This is a genomic window from Ectopseudomonas chengduensis (assembly GCF_900102635.1).
GTDB lineage: Bacteria > Pseudomonadota > Gammaproteobacteria > Pseudomonadales > Pseudomonadaceae > Aquipseudomonas > Aquipseudomonas chengduensis.
The window spans coordinates 473881-493738 of the sequence record NZ_FMZQ01000001.1; the positions used below are offsets into that span (position 1 = coordinate 473881).

Genomic DNA, 19858 nt, shown 5'->3' on the forward strand with positions numbered 1-19858 from the left:
CACCCCGAAGGGGCGCCGTATCGAAGGTCGGGCTTACTTCTTCATGCCGATCTTTTCGATGATGCCGCCCATGTAGGTGTTGTTTTCCTCAAGGAAGACGTTGAAGTCGGCGGTGTTGCGCCACTCCGCACCGAAGCCCAGCTTATGCATGTAATCCTGATACATGTCGGACTTGTAGGCTTTCTCCAGCGCCGCTTCGAGGGTGGCGGCGATTTCCGGCGACAGGTTCTTGGGCCCTGCGATACCACGCCATTCACCCAGCGAGTAGTCACTGCCGAGGCTCTCCTTGAGCGTCGGGATGTCCGGGAAGGCCGGGTTGCGCTCGGGCGAGAGAATGGCCAGGCCCTTGGCCTTGCCGGCATCGATCATCGAGCGGGCTTCCGGTACCGAGGTCGGTACCAGTTGGATGCTGCCGGCCGCCAGTTCGACCATGGCCGGCGCTGCGCCCTGGCTCGGCACGAAGGTGATCTTCTGCGGGTCGATACCCTGCTCCAGCAGCAGGCCAGCGAAGGCCACGTGCCAGATGCCGCCCAGGCCGGTGCCCGAGGCCTTGATGGTGCCCTTGGGTTCGTTACGAATGGTTTCCAGCAGCTCGCCGACACTGTTGTACGGCGCATCTGCCGCGACCTGCACGCCCGGATAGTCATAGTTGGTCATGGCTATCGGGGTGTAGTCCTTGTAGGTCAGCTTGGTCAGACCCTGCCAGTGCATCATGTTCAGCTCGCCGGTGATGAAACCCAGCGTGTAGCCGTCCGGCTTGGCGGTGGCCATCACGCTGTGACCGACGACACCGTTGCCGCCCGCACGGTTGACCACGTTGATGGTGACGCCCAGTTCTTTCTCCAGGGCCGCGGCGATACCACGTGCCGCCGCATCGCTGCCACCGCCGGCAGCCCAGGGCACGATCAGCTGGATGGGCTTGTCCGGGTAAGCCGCCATGGCCATGGGCGAGACCAGCAGGGCGGACAGCAGGAGGGATTTGAGGGTGCGGCGCGCAGCGCCAGCCTGGGTGGAAAGCATGGATGTCACCTATTGAAATTATTGTCAGTGATCGCGCCGTCACTGCAGCAGTTCGGTCGCGATAGCCCGTGTCAGAGGGTTGGGCATGGCCTGCACACTATTGTCTGACAAACCGGGCTGTCTAATGAGGCTTAGTAATCAGCCCATAACGAGGGGTTATCTGGGGCTGTCGAGCACGCTTTGCAGCGCCTCGTAGAACTGCATAGCGTTGGCGGACAGCGGTTCGTCCTTGCGTCGCAGCAGGCCATAGCCGAGCGATGGCGTCTGCAGTGGTGGTTGCAGCAGGACCAACTGCCCCAGTGCCACCTGCTGCAGGACGATGGCCTCCGGCAGAAGCGCCAGCGCCTGGCTGTGGTGCAGCAGGTGCAGGGTCGATTGCACCGAGGCGGTTTCCACCCGGTTGAGCGGGAAGCGGATGCCGGCGTCGTTGAAGGCCTGTTCGATCATGCGCCGCAGGGGCGTGTTGGACGGGTACACCACCCACGGCCACTGCTCCAGATCACGGGCACTCGGCGTCGCCTCGCGGGCCAGCGGGTGAGCTGGGTCGGCGCAGAGCAGGAAGGGTTCGCTAGCCACTTCCTGATAGCTGAAATGCTCCTGCTGGCGCGGCTCGGTGAAGCGCCCGATGGCCAGGTCCAGCTGCTTGTGCAGGAGCATCTGCAATAGGTAGTCGCTGGTGTGCTCGACCAACTCGATGGTCAGCAGCGGGCGTTGGCGTTTGAGCTGCAGCAGGGTTTTCGGCACGACCTGGGCAGTGGCGGCGAAGATCGCGCCGACGCGCAGATGGCCATAGCCGCCTTGGCGCAGGGTATCGAGCTCCTGAGCGAAGTGCTGGCAGTCGTTGAGCGTGCGCCGGGCATAGGCGATCACCGTCAGGCCGAGTTCGGTGGCGACCAGCTCGCGTGGCTGGCGGTCGAACAGGGCGAAGTCGAACATCTGCTCGATCTCGCGCAGCATCTTGCTCACCGCTGGCTGACTCAACCCCATTTGTTGAGCCGTGGCGTGCATGTTGCCGGTGTCGGCGAGGGTTTCTATCAGCTGCAGATGGCGCAGGCGCAGCCAGTTATGCAGGGTGGGCAGCTTGTTCAGGCTCACGACTACGGAACTCCCTGTGAGGCGGTGCGATAACCAGTGTGTATCGGGCGTTGACGATTCGTCATTGGTCGAGTGCACGAACGCTTGGCTATGGTCGCACAGCAGCGGCCGGGCATCCATTTGGGGTGCTGTGCGGTCGCCTCCCAACAACAATTCAAGAGTCCGCCCATGGCCCGCCCCCTGATCCTCACCCCCGAAAACACGCTTCCCGAAGATGGCCTTGCCGGCACCCTGATCGCGCGCATCTGGCTGCCAGGCGACCTGGCCGGGCCGGTCCCTGTGCTGCTGCATGAAGATGGTGTGTTCGACCTCTGCTCGTTGTCACCCACCCTGGCCGGCCTGTGCGAGCTGGAAAACCTGGCCATGCGCGTGCATGACTGCCGCGCTCAGCGCCTGTGCAGTGTCGCCGAGCTGCTGGCCAACAGCGGCAGCGAGCGTAATGCCGCCCTGCCAAGCCTGCTGGCGCCAGCGGATCTGCAGGTGATCAAAGCGGCAGGCGTGACTTTCGCGGCCAGCATGCTCGAGCGCGTGATCGAAGAGCGCGCCGGCGGCGATCCGCAGCGTGCGGAAGAAATCCGCGGCCAGGTGCGCGCGGTGATTGGTGACAACCTGCGCAGTGTCGTCCCCGGTTCGGAAAATGCCATGCGCCTGAAGGCACTGCTGCAGGAGCAGGGACTGTGGTCGCAATACCTGGAAGTGGGCATCGGCCCGGATGCCGAGGTTTTCACCAAGGCGCCAGTGCTGGCGGCCGTCGGTAGCGGCATGGACATCGGCATTCATCCTGGCTCGGCCTGGAACAACCCGGAGCCCGAGGTGGTACTGGTGGTCAACAGCCGCGGGCAGGTGCTCGGCGCGACCCTCGGCAACGACGTCAACCTGCGCGACTTCGAGGGGCGCAGTGCGCTGCTGCTGAGCAAGGCCAAGGACAACAATGGTTCGTGCGCCATCGGCCCGTTCATCCGTCTGTTCGACCAGAGCTTCAGCATCGACGACGTGCGCAACGCCGAAGTCGACCTGCGCGTCGAAGGCGATGATGGTTTCGTGCTCAAGGGCCGCAGCAGCATGAACCAGATCAGTCGCGACCCGCTGGATATCGTTGGTCAGACGCTCAATGCCAACCACCAGTACCCGGATGGCTTCCTGCTGTATCTGGGTACGCTGTTCGCCCCGACCGAAGATCGCGATCAACCCGGCAACGGCTTCACTCACAAACTGGGTGACTTGGTCAGCATCAGCAGTCGCCAGCTCGGCGCGCTGCATAATCGCGTGCAGCACAGCAGTGCGCTGGCGCCCTGGACCTTCGGCCTGCTGGCCTTCATCGACAACCTGACTCGCCGTCAGCGCGCCTGATCGGCTACTTGCAGCGACTGCCGAAGGCGCTCTGGTAGCCCGGATTTGCTCCGTGCTACGTGCGTCCTAGTCCTCCGCCAGCGCCTGTTGCTCGTTGCGCAGATGTTCCAGCAACAGGCTCGCCAGCGGTGACAGGCTGCTGCCGCGGCGATGGACGATGGCACAGGGTTCGTTGCGTGCCTGCAGTTCCAATGGCAGGCGCCGCAGCAGACCAAAGTCCTCGCTGGAACAGGCGATGGAGTAGGGCATCACCGCCACCAGTTGTGGGTCTTCCTGCAGCAGGCTGAGCATGGTGAAGGTCGAGGATGTTTCCAGTGGATAACGCGGGAACTCCAGGCCCGCCTCGCCGAACTCGCGCTCCAGCACCGTGCGCATTGGTGTACCCGTGGGATAGACCACCCAGCTGTAACCGCTCAGGTCGGCCAGGCTCAGTGCCGGGTTGTCCTGTTGCGGGTGCTGCGGCGCGGCCACCAGCACCAGGCGTTCGGCATGCAGGCTCAGGCATTCGTAGTCGTCCGGGTGCTGGCTGCCGCTGGTACGGGCGATGGCCAGATCCAGGCGGCCTTCGTCGAGCAGCTTGAGCAAGCGCGGGCTGATGTCTTCGACGATCTGCACGGAAATGTCCGGTTGCATCTGCCGCAGGCTGGTGAGCGCGCGCAGTACCAGCGGCACCGAGCCGGCGACGGTGCCGATCGCCAGGTGGCCGCCATGGCCCTGCAGGATGCTCTGCATTTCCTCATGCAGGTGGGCCAGGTCCGAGTGGATGAGCCGCGCATAGCGGATTACGCAGCGGCCCAGGTCATTGGCCTGCAGGCCCTGTGCCGAACGGGTGAACAGCGGCGTACCGAAGGTCGTCTCGATTTCGTGCAACGCCTTGGTCGCGCCCGGCTGGCTGATGGCGATGCGCTCGGCCGCGCGATGCAGCGTGCCCAGTTCGTCGAGGGCGATCAGCAATCGCAGCTGGCGAATACGCAGGCGGGAAACGATGTAGGTCAGCGGTGGCAGCATGGGGATGACGAAAAGTTATCACCTAATCAGAAGCTTTCATTAGGCAGCACCGCGGGCAGTTTTTAAAGTGCCGGCCAGCAACGTCGCAATCGCGACGCACAAGAACAACAGAAAACGGCAGGAGTGGTGCAATGCGGCTGATTCAGTTTGAGAACGAGCAGGGCCAGCGTCAGGTCGGCGTCGTCGGTGAGGCGCGCGTCAGCGTGGTCAAGGGCGTGGCCACGACCCGTGAGCTGGCGCTGCAGGCTATTCGCAACGGCCATGGCCTGATCGCCGAGATCGAGCGCCTGGGCGTCGAGCCTGGTCCGGTCTATGCCGAACTGATCGAGCAGCGCCGCGTGCTGGCTCCGCTGGATCACGCCGACCCGGCGCACTGCCTGGTGTCCGGCACTGGCTTGACTCATCTGGGCAGCGCCTCCACCCGCGACAAGATGCACCAGCAGGTCGAGGCGCAGCAGGCCGAAGGCAAGCTCACCGACACCATGCAGATGTTCCAGTGGGGCATGGCCGGCGGTCGCCCGGCCTCAGGCAGCGAAGGCGCACAGCCGGAGTGGTTCTACAAAGGCGATGGCAGCATCGTGGTTCGCCCCGGCGAGGACTTCCCGGTGCCGGACTTCGCCGAAGATTTCGGTGAGGAGCCTGAGCTGACAGGCCTCTACGTGATTGGCGACGATGGCCAGCCCTATCGCATCGGCTTCGCGCTGGGCAACGAGTTCTCCGATCACGTGGTCGAGCGCAAGAACTACCTGTACCTGGCTCACTCGAAGCTGCGCTTCTGCTCCTTCGGCCCGGAAATGCTGATCGGCGAGCTGCCGCGTCACCTGTCCGGCATCAGCCGTATCCGCCGTGGCGACCAGGTGCTGTGGGAGAAGGAGTTCCTCTCCGGCGAGGACAACATGTGCCACAGCCTGGAGAACCTCGAGTACCACCACTTCAAGTACCGCCAGTTCCTGCGTCCCGGCGATGTGCACGTGCACTTCTTCGGTACCGCGACGCTGTCGTTCGCCGATGGCATCAAGGCGCAGCCGGGCGATACCTTCGAGGTCAGCCTCGATGCGCTGGGTGAACCGTTACGCAATGGGATCAGCGTGCATGCGCCAGAGGTGAAGGTCGGTGGTGTACGCCAGCTTTAAGCCGCTGTCAGGCCCGGCGGCGTTGCTGTCGGGTCGAAAATCCGCCTGGCAGATTGCGGATTGTGCCCTCACAAGGGACGAATTTTGAAGTTATCACTTATCATATGTCTGACAACTGAAGTAGAGTTGTCACCCCTCGACCCAAAAGGTCGAGGCCTCATTCATTGTCCCGGGGCGGCGCTGCCGTCCCTCCTGACAGGAGTACACCATGCTGAGTCTGACTGGCCACAATTACATCGGCGGTGAGCGCCGCGCCGCCGGCACCGTCGAGCACAAGAGCCTCGACGCCAGCAGCGGTGAAGCGCTGCCGTACACCTTCATCCAGGCCACGCCGGAAGAAGTCGACGCTGCCGCCCAGGCTGCTGCCGCCGCTTATCCGATCTATCGCAACCTGTCGGCCGTGCGCCGCGCCGAGTTCCTCGAGGCCATCGCCGACGAGATCGATGCCCTCGGTGACGACTTCGTTGCCCTTGTCTGCCGCGAAACCGCACTGCCGGCTGCCCGCATCCAGGGCGAACGTGGTCGTACAAGTGGCCAGATGCGCCTGTTCGCCAAGGTGCTGCGTCGTGGTGACTTCTACGGTGCGCGCATCGACCGTGCCCTGCCGGATCGTCAGCCACTGCCGCGCCCGGATATCCGTCAGTACCAGATCGGTGTCGGCCCGGTCGCCGTGTTCGGCGCCAGTAACTTCCCGCTGGCCTTCTCCACCGCTGGTGGCGACACCGCGTCGGCCCTGGCCGCCGGTTGCCCGGTGGTGTTCAAGGCGCATAGTGGCCACATGGCCACTGCCGAGTGCGTGGCCGATGCGGTGATCCGCGCGGCCGAGAAAACCGGCATGCCCAAAGGCGTGTTCAACATGATTTTCGGCGGCGGTGTCGGCGAGCTTCTGGTCAAGCACCCGGCCATCCTGGCTGTTGGCTTCACCGGTTCGCTGAAAGGCGGTCGTGCCCTGTGCGACATGGCCGCTGCCCGTCCGCAGCCGATCCCGGTGTTCGCCGAGATGTCCAGCGTCAACCCGGTGATCGTCCTGCCGGGCGCCCTCAAGGCGCGTGGCGCCACCGTGGCCAAGGAACTGGCCGGTTCGGTGGTGATGGGTTGTGGTCAGTTCTGCACCAATCCAGGCCTGGTTATCGGCATTCGCAGCGCCGAGTTCAGTGACTTCGTCGCCGGCCTGGCCGATGCCATGGGCGCGCAGCCTGCGCAGACCATGCTCAACGCCGGCACCCTGCGCAGCTACGCCGGTGGCGTGGCGCAGCTCAAAGGCCATGCCAAGGTCACTCACCTGGCGGGCAACGAGCAGGCCGGCAACCAGGCGCAGCCGCAGCTGTTCAAGGCCGACGTGAGCATGCTGCTCGAAGGCGACCACCTGCTGCAGGAAGAAGTCTTCGGCCCGACCACCATCGTCGTCGAAGTCGCCGACAGCGCCGAGCTGACCCGTGCCCTGCAGAGCATGCACGGCCAGCTGACCGCGACCCTGATCGCCGAGCGTGAAGACCTCACCGCCTTCCGCGACCTGCTGCCGCTGCTGGAAGTCAAAGCCGGCCGCGTGCTGCTCAACGGTTACCCGACTGGCGTGGAAGTGTGCGACTCCATGGTCCATGGCGGCCCGTACCCGGCGACTTCCGACGCCCGTGGTACCTCGGTCGGCACCCTGGCCATCCACCGCTTCCTGCGCCCGGTGTGCTACCAGAACTACCCGGACGAGGTACTGCCGGAGGCGCTGCAGAACGCCAACCCGCTGGGCATCCAGCGCCTGGTCGACGGCGTGCACAGCCGTGATGCGCTGAGCTGATCACAGCGCTGCAACGAAAAATGCCGCACCCGTGAGGGTGCGGCATTTTTCATTCTGAAGGCCGAATCTTTATTTAGCGGCAGCCTGCGTTTTCTCCACTGCCTGGATGATCACCTTGGCTACATCGCTCGGGCGCGACTGCTGCGGTACGTGGCTGGCGGCGACCTCGGTGGTCTGCGCGCCGATCTTCTTGGCGAAGTCGCGCTGCATTTGCGGCACGATCATGCGGTCGTCACTGGCGACGAGGTACCAGGACGGCTTCTGCTTCCAGGCCGCGACGCTGGTGCGCTCATCGAACGCCGCCGCGCGGATCGGGCCCTGGGTGGCGGTCATGATCGCCGTCTGTTTGGCAGGCAGATCCTGAGCGAAGTCGGCGGCCATGCCCTGCGGCGTCAGGTAGAGGAAGCCGTTCTTGTCGGCCGCGATCTGGCTCGAGCCCGGCGCGGTGGGATAGCCACCGTAGAGCTCGCCGGTGGATTGGCCCGCATTCGGCGCGAAAGCCGCGACATAGACCAGGCTGCGCACCTTGTCGTCGCTACCGGCCTGGCTGATCACCGTGCCGCCCCAGGAGTGGCCGACCAGTACCACGTCGCCGTCCTGGTTGTTCAGCACGCGCTGGGTGGCGGCGACGTCGTCGGCCAGCGAGGTCAGCGGGTTCTGCACCACGGTAACCTTGATGCCCTTATCCTGCAGCAGCGGCACGACCTTGGCCCAGTCGGAACCGTCGGCGAAGGCGCCGTGAACGATAACTACCGAAGGCTTGGCGTCGGCGGCCTGGGTACTGACTGCGAAGAAGGGGCTGGCGATGGCGAGGGCGAGGATCAGCGGCTTGGTATTGAACATGATTGAATCTCCTGTGCTTGGGGGAGTTCAGTGTCGATAATGCGCCGGTGTCCCGGTATCGGTCGTTTATCCGAGGCCTGCAAATAAAGGAGAGCTGCAAGGTGAATGACGCCGTCGCGCTGGAAGACGTCATGCTGGCACTGGCCATGGTCGGCGATCTGAGCATGGGCCAGCCCATCGATCAGTCGCGGCGTACCGCGCGTCTGGCGCAATGGCTGGTGCAGGCCGGTGGCGGTGATCAGGCGCAAATCGATGCAGCCCGGCAGGTGGCGCTGCTGCGCTGGTCCGGCTGTACCGCCAACGCCGATGGCTTCATGCATCTGCTCGGTGACGACGTCGGCGGCCGCCGCGCCATGCTCGCGCAAACCCTCGATGCCGCCGGCCAACGTGCCATGCTGCGCACCACGCCGCTGGCCCAGGTGCATTGCGAGATCGCCGGCGATATCGCCCGCACCCTGGCGCTGGGTGTGGAGGTCGAGCGAGGTCTGCGCCATATCTTCGAGTGCTTCGACGGCAGTGGCCGACCGCTGGGCCTGCGTCATCCCGATATTCCGCAGGTGGTTTACCACGTGGTGCTGGCTGGCGATCTGGAAATCCTCTCGCGGGCCCACGGCCTGGACGCGGCGCTGGAGTGGATCGGCGCGCAGGGTGATCGTCGTTATCCCGCTGAACTCGTCGACCTGCTCAGCGGCCATGCAGCGGATTGGCTGCAAGCGCTGCGCACACCCGAGGGCGTGCAGCCTGCCAGCGGGCCGGAGGTTTCCCTGACCCTGGTGGGTGACGTGATCGACCTCAAGCTGCCCTGGCTGGCCGGCTATTCACGCCAGGCCGCGAGCCTGGTGCGCGACGCTGCGCGGCTCTGGGGCTTGCCCGAAGATCGCCTCGACATGCTGGCCAAGGCCGCGCTGATCCATGGCCTGGGCCGGGCGGCCGTGCCCAATCGAATCTGGAGCACGCCCGGCCCACTGCTCGATGGTGATCTCGAAGCGGTGCGCCTGGTGCCCTACTGGACGCACCGCGCCTGCAGCCAGATCGGTGGCCTGAACCAAGCCGGACAACTGGCCGCGCATGCCTACGAACGCCTGGATGGCAGCGGCTATTTCCGCTCGTTGAGTGGCGACTCCCTGCAGATCGAACACCGTCTGCTGAGCACTGCACTGGCCTGGCTGGCGCTGCGTGGCGAACGCCCCTGGCGCGCTGCCTTCAGCGATGAGCAGGCCTCCCGCGTATTGCTGGATGAAGCCGAGCAGGGGCGCTTCGACCCGCGCGCCTGCCAGGCGGTGATCAGCGCCGCGCATGGCGAGCAGGCGCCGCTGGTCAGCAAACCCGGCAACGGCCTGCTCAGCGAACGCGAGACGCAGATTCTGCAACGCATCAGCAGCGGAGCCAGCAACAAGGAAGTGGCGCGTGACCTGGGCATCAGCCCGAGCACGGTGCGCACCCATGTCGAGAGCGTGTTCCGCAAGCTGCAGTGTTCGACGCGCGCGGCGGCAACCTTGAAGGCGCTGACCTTGGGGGTGATTTGAGATAAGGACGACGGATCAGTCGCCCCCCTCCGCCTGAATCGAAGCCCCCGTCACCGTATCCAGGGATGGAATCCTGCCCATTCAGGCTGTTGCGCCTTCTTTTGCCCGGATGTGGCCTGCGCCTCGAGCGTTGCCATGAATAGATGAAGAACACCACGGATGCGATAGCGATCAGCGGCAGAATGTCCACGCGTATTTCTCTCCATTGCCCGGCGCCGATGCTCAGGGTTTAGAGCGCCCAGAGTATGCCGTGAAGGAACTAGGAAAACGAAAAAGCCCGCACAGTGGAGGGCTTCTTAAGTGGTACCTCGGTGGGATTCGAACCCATCGCGGCTACCTGATGACCGGCGACTATGCCGGCTACAACGCCGTAGCGGCGCAAGATGGCATCGAGCGTCTGGGCTGCTGGGCGCATGCCCGGCGCAAATTCGTCGACGTCCAGAAAGTGCAGCCCAAGGGCAAAACTGGTCACGCCGACATGGTGCTGAACCTCATCAAAAAGCTCTACGGCATCGAGCTCGACCTAAACGCCGCCCGCGACGAAGAACGCCTGGCCGCCCGCCAACAGCGCAGCCTGCCGCTACTGGTAAAACTCAAAGCCTGGTTGGCCAAGACCAAACCGCAGGTCGCCGGACAAGCCGCACCGAAAATGCCATTCGCCCGTTCGTCATTGGGCGCAAGAACTGGCTGTTCAGCGACACCCCACAAGGAGCCACCGCCAGCGCACAGATCTATAGCCTGATCGAAACCGCCAAGGCCAATGGCCAGGAGCCTTACGCTTGGCTGTGCCACGTCCTCGAACGCCTCCCCGGCGCCACGTGTGTGGAAGACTACGAAGCCTTGCTGCTGCGGAACTCCACGCCTAACGCTGCGATTTTAGATGCGTGTGGATCTACGCTCTGGGGCAAGCAAGGGTGGGGTTTATGGAGCGCTTACGTCTCCCATAACGAAAAAGCTCGGCATGGGCCGGGTGCGAGGTGGATTGCCAAAGCCTTCGCCGCTAGGAGGGCGGCGGTGGCTGTTCAAGACGCAATGTCAGTCGACGATGCCCCGTGGAAAACGAAGCGGACAGAGGGAAAGGAGTTGCTAATAGTTGCCTTGACTGGCAACTCTGACGATCCCTGTCTACCTTTTCATCGCCAGGCCATTCGCCGGATGAGCGTAGACAAAGTCAAAGGGAATTTAATATGCCAGTCGGAAAATATGGGACAGTGTATTCCGAGTCGATTGCCGAATGCCAAGCAGATAAAACATCAATTATAAAAACCGGATACATATTCGACCCCATTAGTATGGGCGGCACAGCCAACGCCTTCTCTCTAAACGACTCACAAACGCTTGTTGTCGGTTTGACGAAGGTAGGCGGTTATATATTTGGACGTTTCTGCAACAACCCTGGTGGCAGCACCGTGACCTACAAAATACCGAACACCGTCCCGCAGACCGGAAACCATTGCGAAGATTTCTTCATGTCTGCGTGGGACGAAGTATGGGACAGCCCAGTAATGATGGAGCTTAGAGTCCCATACGCTATAGCCGCACGAAAGCTTCCCGTCACGTTAAAACTGACGAAATCCCCTTGTCACATTTGCGCCCAGAAACTAATAGCTTTTGCGGAAGGCTACCAGATAGACCTCCGATTAAAGATATTGAAACTTTACTCTGGCGACAAAGGTGAGATCGTCAACGCAACGGCCCTGCTCGCTATGTTGAGCAAAGGAATTGGGGTGAAGATGTGGGAGGTTCACGTTGTGAAGCAAGACTACACGGGGCTGACAAAAAAAGGGCAAAACCACGAACTTCGAGTTCTAAAAGAACATCTAAGAGCTGCCGAACAGCAGAATCATTTCTTACTCACCGCTGACAGCGTCGAAGACATTGAAGAAAGAACAGAGTCTGAAAAACTTCAACGCAACCTAAGCCTGCAAGCAATAAAACAAAAGGTCGATGCAATGCTCAAATGGCAAACAGATATCAACCAATTTCAATGGCGTTCACTTGAAAGAATCCAAAAGACATTATCAGAAATTAATGCAGGCAATCTACATGGCGAAAGCCAAAAGAAAGAAATACAGCAGGTGCTCCTTGCAATATCAAACACGGCACTCCTGAAAGATGTAGATGAAGAATTTCAATATCTTTCCGAATCTTACTATCAGAGTAAAAAGTTATAATTTATCCACAGCGAAGTCTTCTCCACGATCAAGGCAGGGCATAAAGCCCCCCGTTGTTTTCTCCTAATCCATAAGCATCAAACATCCACGTCGTAATGTCGCAACTCCGGCGCAACGCCGGTAATGGTTCGCAAACGTCCTCCATAAACCCCGCTCTTGCTTGCCCCAGAGCGTAGATCCACCCGCATCTCAAATCGCAGCGTTAAGGAATATCTGAAGTAACCCTGTATTTCCGGCCAACTTCAGCCTCCGCCGATTTTGAAAGCAGAAAACCGATCAAAAATGATCAGATCGCCCACTCATTTCGGTGTTTCTGGCCGCCACGACGACCTCGCTGCAAGCATTTCCCGCATCACAGGCACACCACTCCTGCATTCGTCTGCAAATGCCGACGCACCATCCACAGGTTCGACAGCGTGACCAACTGCGTGGTGCTCTTCACCAGCCCCCCGGAAACGTACATTTGTGTACCCAAACTGCCGCTTGATCACCCGGAACGGGGGCTCGACCTTGGCACGTACCTGAGCCTTGGCCTGCTCGATCTTGGACTACCCCGGCTCTGGTAGACATTTCCCGACCTCATAATGAGGCACGTTCAAATGCCTCAGGACTGACACCACCCAAGTGACTGTGGCGGCGGGTTCGGTTGTAAAACACTTCGATGTAGTCGAACACATCAGCCCTGCCCAGGTCGCGGGTTTTATAGATGCGTTTGCGAATGCGTTCTTTCTTCAAGCTGCTGAAAAAAGACTCGGCCACCGCATTATCCCAGCAGTTACCGCGCCGGATCATGCTGGGCCCCAGGTTGTTGGCCGCACAGAAGCGCTTCCAGTCATCGCTGCCATATTGACTACCTTGATCGGAGTGAACGATCACGCGCTCCTTGGGTTTACGCCGCCAAAGGGCCATGAGCAATGCGTCCAGAGCCAGCTCTCGGGCCAGCGTCGGTCATTGACCAGCCAACGACCTTGCGTGCATGCAGGTCCACCACCACGGCCAAGTAAAGTCAGCCCTGCCAAGTACGGATATAGGTAATGTCCGTTACCCAGCCTCCCGTAGGTCGCCAAAGACCCGGAGTGCACCGTAAACACCACGACTAGCCGCATAGGAGTCGCGGATTAGTTTCAGCAGTCGGCTGTTTTCCTGCTCACGATCTGAGACAGGTGAACCCGGCACGAGCAATCCGCAGCACCCGACACATCGTGGTAATTGCGTACTGGTGGTGATGCTCGTTCATGAAGCGGTACTTCACTCGGGCGCCCTGGCAAAGTACCGCGCGGCTTTTTTAATATGTCCCGCTCTTCTTCAAGGCGGCGCATCTGGGCCCGTAACCGCAGAGTTTCACTCTTAGCTTCCAGTAACTCACTGGCCTGCCTCTCCGACTTATCGGGCGTGACAGCCTTTACCCACTTGTGGAGGCTGTGAGTAGAGACGCCAAGGCGTGCGGCGATTTCTGCTACTGAACATCCACGCTCAACTACCTGCCTGACGGCTTCGGCCTTGAACTCCGGCGACCGTGACTAGCAGCGCATGCAGTTGCTCCAGGTTCAGGCTCTAACACCCAGATCGCGCGAGCGGGTATTCGGTCACTTGGATTTTTTCTTTGCATTCAGGCGCTTTTCCAAGCGCTCCAAGGCTGCCAGCTCCTGAGCGTCGGCTGCCAGGGCTTCGGCGCTGCGGCGCTGCTGGTCGAACTGCTCGTAACGTTCATGTGCCACCTGTTTCATCTGCTCATGGCTGACGTTGCCAGCAGTACGCAGCAGTGGCTGTTCGTTGAAGGCCATGAAACTGTCGATGTATTGCCGCCAGTCGGCGAGTTGCAGGTGCTTGCGCTGTTCTGCACGTAGCTCGGCAAAATCCAGGAACATACCGACCAGGCGGTTGAGTTGTTCCAGTTCTTCGGCGTCAAGGTAGTTCTTGGCTACTACCACGTCGGCCTTTCGCACCCGGTCACCTTTGAAACTGAGTAGGTTCATATTGGGTTCGCTGGCATCGGCTCTTCTCACGATCAGCTCGGCTGCAGTGTGACCGGTAACGGCGAAGAACAGCTTGTTCTGCACTTCGGCAAACAGTTTGGCAGTGTCCTGCTCGTTGGCGCGGTAATCCTCGGCCAGGGTAAAGAGGTCACGCACTTTCTGATAGAAACGCTTCTCCGAGGCTCGTATGTCACGGATGCGCTTGAGCAGTTCATCGAAGTAGTCCCAGCGCGGCTCCCTCAGTCGGGCGTCGTCCATCACGAAGCCTTTCTGCAGGTACTCACCCAAGGTTCGAGTGGCCCACTGGCGGAACTGAGTGCCGCGCGTGGAGCGTACGCGGTAGCCCACGGCAATGATCATCGGCAGTGCGTAGAGGCGGGTCAGGTAATCTTTGCCATCGGCGGCAGTAGTAAACTTCTGGTTTACAACTGCCTCTTCAGCCAGCTCCCCATCAGTGATAACGGCTTGAATGTGCTTGCCGATATTCTGCTTGCTGGTCTGATAGAGCTCAGCCATTTCCAGTTGCGTCAACCAGACCTGACCATCCATTTCTCGCAGCGAGAACTGCGCCAGGCCGTCTTCCGTGCTGTAGAGAATCAGGTCGCTATTTGCCATATCAACCACTCACCTCCGGTTCATCCGTAAACGATGTTCACTACCAAGGGGTTTGGCGTGTAGCTGCATTTACTACCGCAGAACGCCCAACGCTATAAGACGCTTGCGTCTGTGGGCAACAAAAACGCAGAAGCCCGCACACTGGCGGGCTTCTAAAATGGCGCACTCGGCGGGATTCGAACCCACGACCCCTGCCTTCGGAGGGCAGTACTCTATCCAGCTGAGCTACGAGTGCGTTGCGGGGCGCAATCATACGCATCTCGGCGGTTAGCGTCCATTCTGCATGAGTGTGCATTATTCAGAACGGACTTTACACTTTCTGGCTGCCAGAACCTGTATTTCAGAAGTTTCTGCCATTATTTTAAGGTTTTTGCCCGGCCACCTATTGCCCTTTACCCCTGCCGATCCTAGGATTCGTTTGAGATTTCAAACGGCGTGTTCAGTCATTCTGAACCCTCGCACGTTCAACGGCTCTGAATCCATTACCAGGTCCCGCACGGCTCCTTTTCGGCCTTGCGGGCTCTGCCCGTGACTCCAACGACTTACGCCGACGCCCGGGTGTCGGAACTGAAGGAGACTGCCATGCAACTGAAAGACCCCCAGCTGCTGCGCCAACAGGCTTATATCGATGGCCAGTGGTTGGACGCCGACAGCGGTCAGACCATTGCCGTGAACAACCCGGCCACTGGCGAGATCATCGGCCACGTTCCGAAGATGGGCCGCGCCGAGACCCGCCGCGCCATCGAGGCTGCCGAGAAGGCGCTGCCGGCCTGGAGTGCGCTGACCGCCAAGGAGCGTGCGAACAAGCTGCGCCGCTGGTTCGAACTGCTGATGGAAAACCAGGATGATCTGGGCCGCCTGATGACCCTGGAGCAGGGCAAGCCGCTGGCCGAAGCCAAGGGTGAAATCGCCTACGCCGCCTCCTTCATCGAGTGGTTCGCCGAAGAAGCCAAACGCGTATACGGCGACGTGATCCCCGGCCATCAGCCGGACAAGCGCCTGATCGTGATCAAGCAGCCGATCGGCGTCACCGCAGCCATCACCCCGTGGAACTTCCCCGCCGCGATGATCACCCGCAAGGCCGGCCCGGCGCTGGCCGCCGGTTGCACCATGGTGATCAAGCCCGCTTCGCAGACCCCGTTCTCCGCCCTGGCCCTGGTTGAGCTGGCCGAGCGCGCCGGTATTCCGAAAGGTGTGCTGAGCGTGGTCACCGGCAGCGCCGGTGAAGTGGGTGGCGAGCTGACCAGCAACCCCATCGTGCGCAAGCTGTCCTTCACTGGTTCGACCGAGATCGGTCGTCAGCTGATGGCCGAGTGCGCCCAGGACATCAAGAAGGTGTCGCTGGAGCTGGGCGGCAACGCACCGTTCATCGTCTTCGATGACGCCGACCTGGATGCCGCAGTCGAAGGCGCGCTGATCTCCAAGTACCGCAACAACGGCCAGACCTGCGTCTGCGCCAACCGCATCTACGTGCAGGACGGCGTCTACGATGCCTTTGCCGAGAAACTGATCGCTGCCGTGGGCAAGCTGAAGATTGGCAACGGTCTGGAAGACGGCACCACCACCGGTCCGCTGATCGACGAGAAGGCCGTGGCCAAGGTCCAGGAGCATATCGAGGATGCCGTGGGCAAAGGCGCCAAGCTGGCCCTGGGCGGCAAGCCGCATGCCCTGGGTGGCACCTTCTTCGAGCCGACCATTCTGCTCGACGTGCCGAAAACCGCTGCTGTGGCCAAGGAAGAGACCTTCGGCCCGCTGGCGCCGCTGTTCCGCTTCAAGGACGAGGCCGAAGTGATCGCCATGGCCAACGATACCGAGTTCGGCCTGGCGTCCTACTTCTATGCCCGTGATCTGGGCCGCGTGTTCCGCGTGGCCGAGGCGCTGGAGTACGGCATGGTGGGTATCAACACCGGCCTGATCTCCAACGAAGTCGCGCCGTTCGGCGGCGTGAAAGCGTCCGGCCTGGGCCGCGAAGGGTCCAAGTACGGGATCGAGGACTACCTCGAGATCAAGTACATGTGCCTGGGCGGCATCTGATTCGGAAATCTGCTGGTTTCCAAGACGGGGCAAGGTGCGAAAGAGCGTGCGGCGCCCCGGTTGTAAGTCGTAACCCTATTGAGTCCCTCGCGGGCTCGGTTCAGTCGATCATCGCATGCTGAACCGACCTCCCGCCGGGGACGACCATGAGGACACCATGAGCAAGACCAACGAATCCCTGCTGCAACGCCGTGCCGCCGCCGTACCGCGCGGTGTCGGCCAGATCCACCCGATCGTCGCCGAGCGCGCCGAGAACGCCACCGTATGGGACGTCGAAGGCCGCGAGTACATCGACTTCGCCGGCGGTATCGCCGTGCTGAACACCGGCCACCTGCATCCGAAGGTGATCGCTGCCGTTCAGGAGCAACTGACCAAGCTGACCCACACCTGCTTCCAGGTGCTGGCCTACGAGCCCTACATCGAGCTGTGCGAAGAGATCGCCAAGCGCGTGCCGGGCAACTTCGCCAAGAAGACCCTGCTGGTCACCTCCGGCTCCGAAGCCGTGGAAAACGCCGTTAAGATCGCCCGTGCTGCCACCGGCCGCGCTGGCGTGATCGCCTTCACCGGCGCCTACCACGGCCGTACCATGATGACCCTGTCGCTGACCGGCAAGGTGGTGCCGTACTCCGCCGGCATGGGTCTGATGCCTGCTGGTGTGTACCGCGCCCAGGCGCCGTGCCCGCTGCATGGTGTGAGCGAGGACGAGTCCATCGCCAGCATCGAGCGCATCTTCAAGAACGACGCGCAGCCGCAGGACATTGCCGCGATCATCATCGAGCCGGTGCAGGGCGAAGGTGGTTTCTACGTCAACTCCCCGGCCTTCATGCAGCGCCTGCGCGCTCTGTGCGACCGGCACGGCATCCTCCTGATCGCTGACGAAGTGCAGACCGGCGCCGGCCGTACCGGTACCTTCTTCGCCACCGAGCAACTGGGCGTGGTGCCGGATCTGACCACCTTCGCCAAGTCCGTTGGTGGCGGCTTCCCGATTTCCGGCGTGTGCGGCAAGGCCGAGATCATGGACACCATTGCCCCCGGTGGCCTGGGTGGCACCTATGCCGGTAGTCCGATTGCCTGCGCCGCGGCCCTGGCCGTGCTCAAGGTGTTCGATGAAGAGAAGCTGCTGGAGCGTTCCAAAGCCGTGGGCGAGAAGCTCAAGGCGGGCCTGAAGACCATCGCCGAGAAGCACAAGGTGATCGGTGACGTGCGTGGCCTGGGCTCGATGGTCGCCATCGAGCTGTTCGAAGGCGGCGACCACAGCAAGCCAGCTGCCGAGCTGGTTGGCAAGATCGTCGCCCGTGCGCGCGACAAGGGCCTGATCCTGCTGTCGTGCGGTACCTACTACAACGTCATCCGTTTCCTGATGCCCGTCACCATTCCTGACGCGCAACTGGAAAAAGGCATCGCCATCGTCGCCGAGTGCTTCGACGAACTGGCCTGAGCCGGAAGCTGGGCACGCGCCTGCGTGCTCATGAAGAGACCCGCCTTGTGCGGGTCTTTTTTTGCCTGAAATTGGCTATTCGGTTGACGGGGTAAAATGATCGTTTTACCTTGGTCTTCATGAATATAGACACGAAGCTCATATCTGCAGCCGAAAATCTGTTCGACCGTCACGGCTTCAACGCAACCGGCATGGATCGCCTGGCCCAGGCCGCCGGCATGTCCAGCCGGACGTTGTACAAGCACGCCGGCAGCAAGAATGAACTCATCGCGGCGGTGCTGATGACCCGTGGCCAGCGCTTCCTGCAACGTCTTGAGGTAGACAGCGTCGAGGCGCTGTTCGATGCATTGGCAGGCTGGATGGGTGAAGAGGGGGCGCGTGGATGCCTGTTCCTGCGCGCGCAAGGTGAGATCGGCAGCGCCGTGCCGGAAATCACCGAAGCGGTCGCCGCGTACAAGGCACGCTTCAGTGAAACGGTTGGGCAGATCCTCGCCCGGCAAATGGGCCCTGGCGTGGATGATGAGCTGATCGAGCAAATCGTCGTGCTCTTCGAGGGGGCGACAGCCGCTGCCGGTTATCGCGGCATAGCGGCGGTGGATACCGCGCGCAGGGCGGCGACGACGCTGGTCGAACGGGCGCGGGCATGAGTCGTGAGTTCTATCTCGGCGCAACGGGCTTCGGCCTGATCGCCGTGTGCTACGGCTTTGCTCGTTTCGCCTTCGGCTTGTTCCTGCCGCAGATCGATGCGGATCTCGCCCTGACGGATGCCATGGGCGGGCTGATCGCCGGTGGCTCGTTTCTGGGCTACTGCCTTGCCATCGTCGTGGCCGCGCAGCTGACCGAACGCATGGGGGCGCGTACCGTTGCCGTCGTGGCCGCGCTGATTGCGGCCTTGGGCATGCTGGGTATTGCCCTGGCGCCTTCTGCGGCGTGGCTTGCCGCTGCGGTTCTGTTGGCCGGTGTGAGTACTGGATTGGCGTCACCGCCCATGGCGGCCGCTGTGGCTGTGATCGTTCAGCCACAGCGGCAGGACGCCAGCAATACCCTGATCAATGCCGGCACCAGTGCCGGTGTGATCCTGTCCGCTCCCGTCGCCCTTATGATCGGCGGTGAATGGCGCCTGGCCTACGGCGTCTTCGCTGCTACGGCATGTGTGCTCGCGGTGTTGGCAGCTCGCCATGTCCCGCATACGGCCTGCTCACGCAGTCAGGCTGATGCCGGTCGACCTCCGTTCAGTGCGGCGCTCAGGCGCCTGGTGGTCGCTTCTTTGCTGATGGGCGCAGCGAGCACGGCGCTGTGGTCGTTCGGCAGCCAGATCGTGTCGTGGCGTCTGGGCTGGGAAGGCGCCGGGGCGGGGTTGCTCTGGATGGTCATCGGCGTCGCCGGCATCGCTGGCGCAGGTGCTGGCAGCCTGATCGCCAAGCTGGGTGTCGACCGGGCGCATCGATCGTGTCTGGGCGCATTGGCGTTCGCTATCGTCCTGGTCGGTATTGGCAGCACGGCGACCATGGTGCTTGTAGGCGGCGCGCTGTTTGGTGCGGCCTACATCACCTTGAGTGGCATCTATCTGGTCTGGGGTGTTTCGGCGCTGCCTGAACGGCCCGCGACCGGGCTGACGGTCGCCTTTCTCAGTATCGCCATCGGCCAGACGCTGGGAGCTCCTGTGTTTGGCGGGCTGGCGAGTTGGCTGAGCATGGATTACGCCATTGCCCTGTTCGCGCTGCTGGCGCTGACTTCCGGAACGATGCGTTCGACCGCCTCGGCAGCGGCGCTCGTGCGCTGAAGCTTTTGATGCGCAGAAAAAGGCCCGCGCTAGGCGGGCCAAAGGGTGACAAGCAACAACAGGATTCGGTG

General features: G+C 61.9%; 14 protein-coding genes, 1 tRNA gene and 3 pseudogenes. 10 read left to right on the plus strand and 8 right to left on the minus strand.

Translation table 11 applies throughout. The features are described 5' to 3' along the window. Positions 1–33 precede the first annotated feature (33 nt). Both BLS08_RS02160 and BLS08_RS02165 read right to left on the minus strand, forming a co-directional pair. On the minus strand, positions 34–1020 hold the full coding sequence (locus BLS08_RS02160) for a tripartite tricarboxylate transporter substrate binding protein (RefSeq protein ID WP_017676512.1): 987 nt from the start codon (positions 1018–1020) through the stop codon (positions 34–36). Positions 1021–1176: 156 nt separating this feature from the next. Beyond that, on the minus strand, positions 1177–2115 hold the full coding sequence (locus BLS08_RS02165; RefSeq protein WP_017676513.1) for a LysR family transcriptional regulator: 939 nt from the start codon (positions 2113–2115) through the stop codon (positions 1177–1179). A gap of 168 nt (positions 2116–2283) precedes the next feature. On the opposite strand from BLS08_RS02165, the gene BLS08_RS02170 reads away from it, so the two are divergent. Continuing rightward, a complete protein-coding gene (locus tag BLS08_RS02170) occupies positions 2284–3465 on the plus strand; it encodes a fumarylacetoacetate hydrolase family protein (RefSeq protein ID WP_017676514.1) in 1182 nt (393 codons plus the stop codon). 66 nt (positions 3466–3531) lie between these two features. On the opposite strand, the gene BLS08_RS02175 is transcribed toward BLS08_RS02170, so the two are convergent. Next, positions 3532–4473: a LysR family transcriptional regulator gene (locus BLS08_RS02175; RefSeq protein WP_017676515.1), complete on the minus strand. Its 942-nt coding sequence runs from the start codon at positions 4471–4473 to the stop codon at positions 3532–3534. Between the two features lie 131 nt (positions 4474–4604). Here BLS08_RS02175 and araD1 point away from each other — a divergent pair, with 131 nt between their 5' ends. Next, positions 4605–5606 carry an AraD1 family protein gene (gene araD1, locus BLS08_RS02180; RefSeq protein WP_017676516.1) on the plus strand — a complete coding sequence of 334 codons (1002 nt, stop codon included), beginning with the start codon at positions 4605–4607 and terminating at the stop codon, positions 5604–5606. 208 nt (positions 5607–5814) lie between these two features. Continuing rightward, a complete protein-coding gene (locus BLS08_RS02185) occupies positions 5815–7398 on the plus strand; it encodes an aldehyde dehydrogenase (NADP(+)) (protein WP_017676517.1) in 1584 nt (527 codons plus the stop codon). A gap of 69 nt (positions 7399–7467) precedes the next feature. Here BLS08_RS02185 and BLS08_RS02190 read toward each other — a convergent pair whose 3' ends face one another. Then, positions 7468–8241, minus strand: coding sequence for an alpha/beta fold hydrolase (locus BLS08_RS02190; protein WP_017676518.1), 774 nt, complete (start codon positions 8239–8241; stop codon positions 7468–7470). A 101-nt stretch (positions 8242–8342) separates the two neighbouring features. Between BLS08_RS02190 and BLS08_RS02195 the strand changes: the two genes are divergently transcribed. The 3 genes and pseudogenes from BLS08_RS02195 to BLS08_RS02205 all read left to right on the plus strand — a co-directional run bounded on the left by BLS08_RS02195 (position 8343) and on the right by BLS08_RS02205 (position 11941). Then, a complete protein-coding gene (locus BLS08_RS02195) occupies positions 8343–9767 on the plus strand; it encodes an HD domain-containing phosphohydrolase (protein ID WP_017676519.1) in 1425 nt (474 codons plus the stop codon). A 325-nt stretch (positions 9768–10092) separates the two neighbouring features. Continuing rightward, positions 10093–10631: pseudogene (locus BLS08_RS02200) on the plus strand (IS66 family transposase); the annotation flags it as partial. Positions 10632–10954: 323 nt separating this feature from the next. Then, positions 10955–11941 (plus strand): hypothetical protein, encoded by a 987-nt coding sequence (locus BLS08_RS02205; protein ID WP_017676520.1) that lies wholly within the window; start codon positions 10955–10957, stop codon positions 11939–11941. 352 nt (positions 11942–12293) lie between these two features. On the opposite strand, the pseudogene BLS08_RS02210 reads toward BLS08_RS02205, so the two are convergent. The 4 genes and pseudogenes from BLS08_RS02210 to BLS08_RS02225 form a co-directional block, all read right to left on the minus strand. Further along, positions 12294–12486, minus strand: a pseudogene (locus BLS08_RS02210) (transposase); the annotation flags it as partial. A gap of 34 nt (positions 12487–12520) precedes the next feature. Then, a pseudogene (locus tag BLS08_RS02215) lies at positions 12521–13455 on the minus strand (IS3 family transposase); the annotation flags it as partial. Positions 13456–13527: 72 nt separating this feature from the next. After that, the gene (locus tag BLS08_RS02220) at positions 13528–14532 is read right to left on the minus strand and encodes a virulence RhuM family protein (RefSeq protein ID WP_017676522.1); all 1005 of its coding nucleotides are present in this window, start codon (positions 14530–14532) and stop codon (positions 13528–13530) included. A gap of 158 nt (positions 14533–14690) precedes the next feature. Next, positions 14691–14767 (minus strand) — tRNA-Arg (locus BLS08_RS02225). Positions 14768–15114: 347 nt separating this feature from the next. Between BLS08_RS02225 and gabD the strand changes: the two genes are divergently transcribed. The 4 genes from gabD to BLS08_RS02245 all read left to right on the plus strand — a co-directional run bounded on the left by gabD (position 15115) and on the right by BLS08_RS02245 (position 19787). After that, entirely contained in the window at positions 15115–16566 is a 1452-nt protein-coding gene (gabD, locus tag BLS08_RS02230; RefSeq protein WP_017678265.1) for an NADP-dependent succinate-semialdehyde dehydrogenase, read from the plus strand. A gap of 157 nt (positions 16567–16723) precedes the next feature. Then, positions 16724–18004, plus strand: a complete 1281-nt coding sequence (gene gabT, locus BLS08_RS02235; RefSeq protein ID WP_017678266.1) for a 4-aminobutyrate--2-oxoglutarate transaminase — start codon at positions 16724–16726, stop codon at positions 18002–18004. A 119-nt stretch (positions 18005–18123) separates the two neighbouring features. After that, positions 18124–18651, plus strand: coding sequence for a TetR/AcrR family transcriptional regulator (locus BLS08_RS02240; RefSeq protein WP_017678267.1), 528 nt, complete (start codon positions 18124–18126; stop codon positions 18649–18651). Further along, on the plus strand, positions 18648–19787 hold the full coding sequence (locus BLS08_RS02245) for an MFS transporter (RefSeq protein ID WP_017678268.1): 1140 nt from the start codon (positions 18648–18650) through the stop codon (positions 19785–19787). The genes BLS08_RS02240 and BLS08_RS02245 overlap by 4 nt, the downstream gene beginning before the upstream one ends. Positions 19788–19858 lie beyond the last annotated feature (71 nt).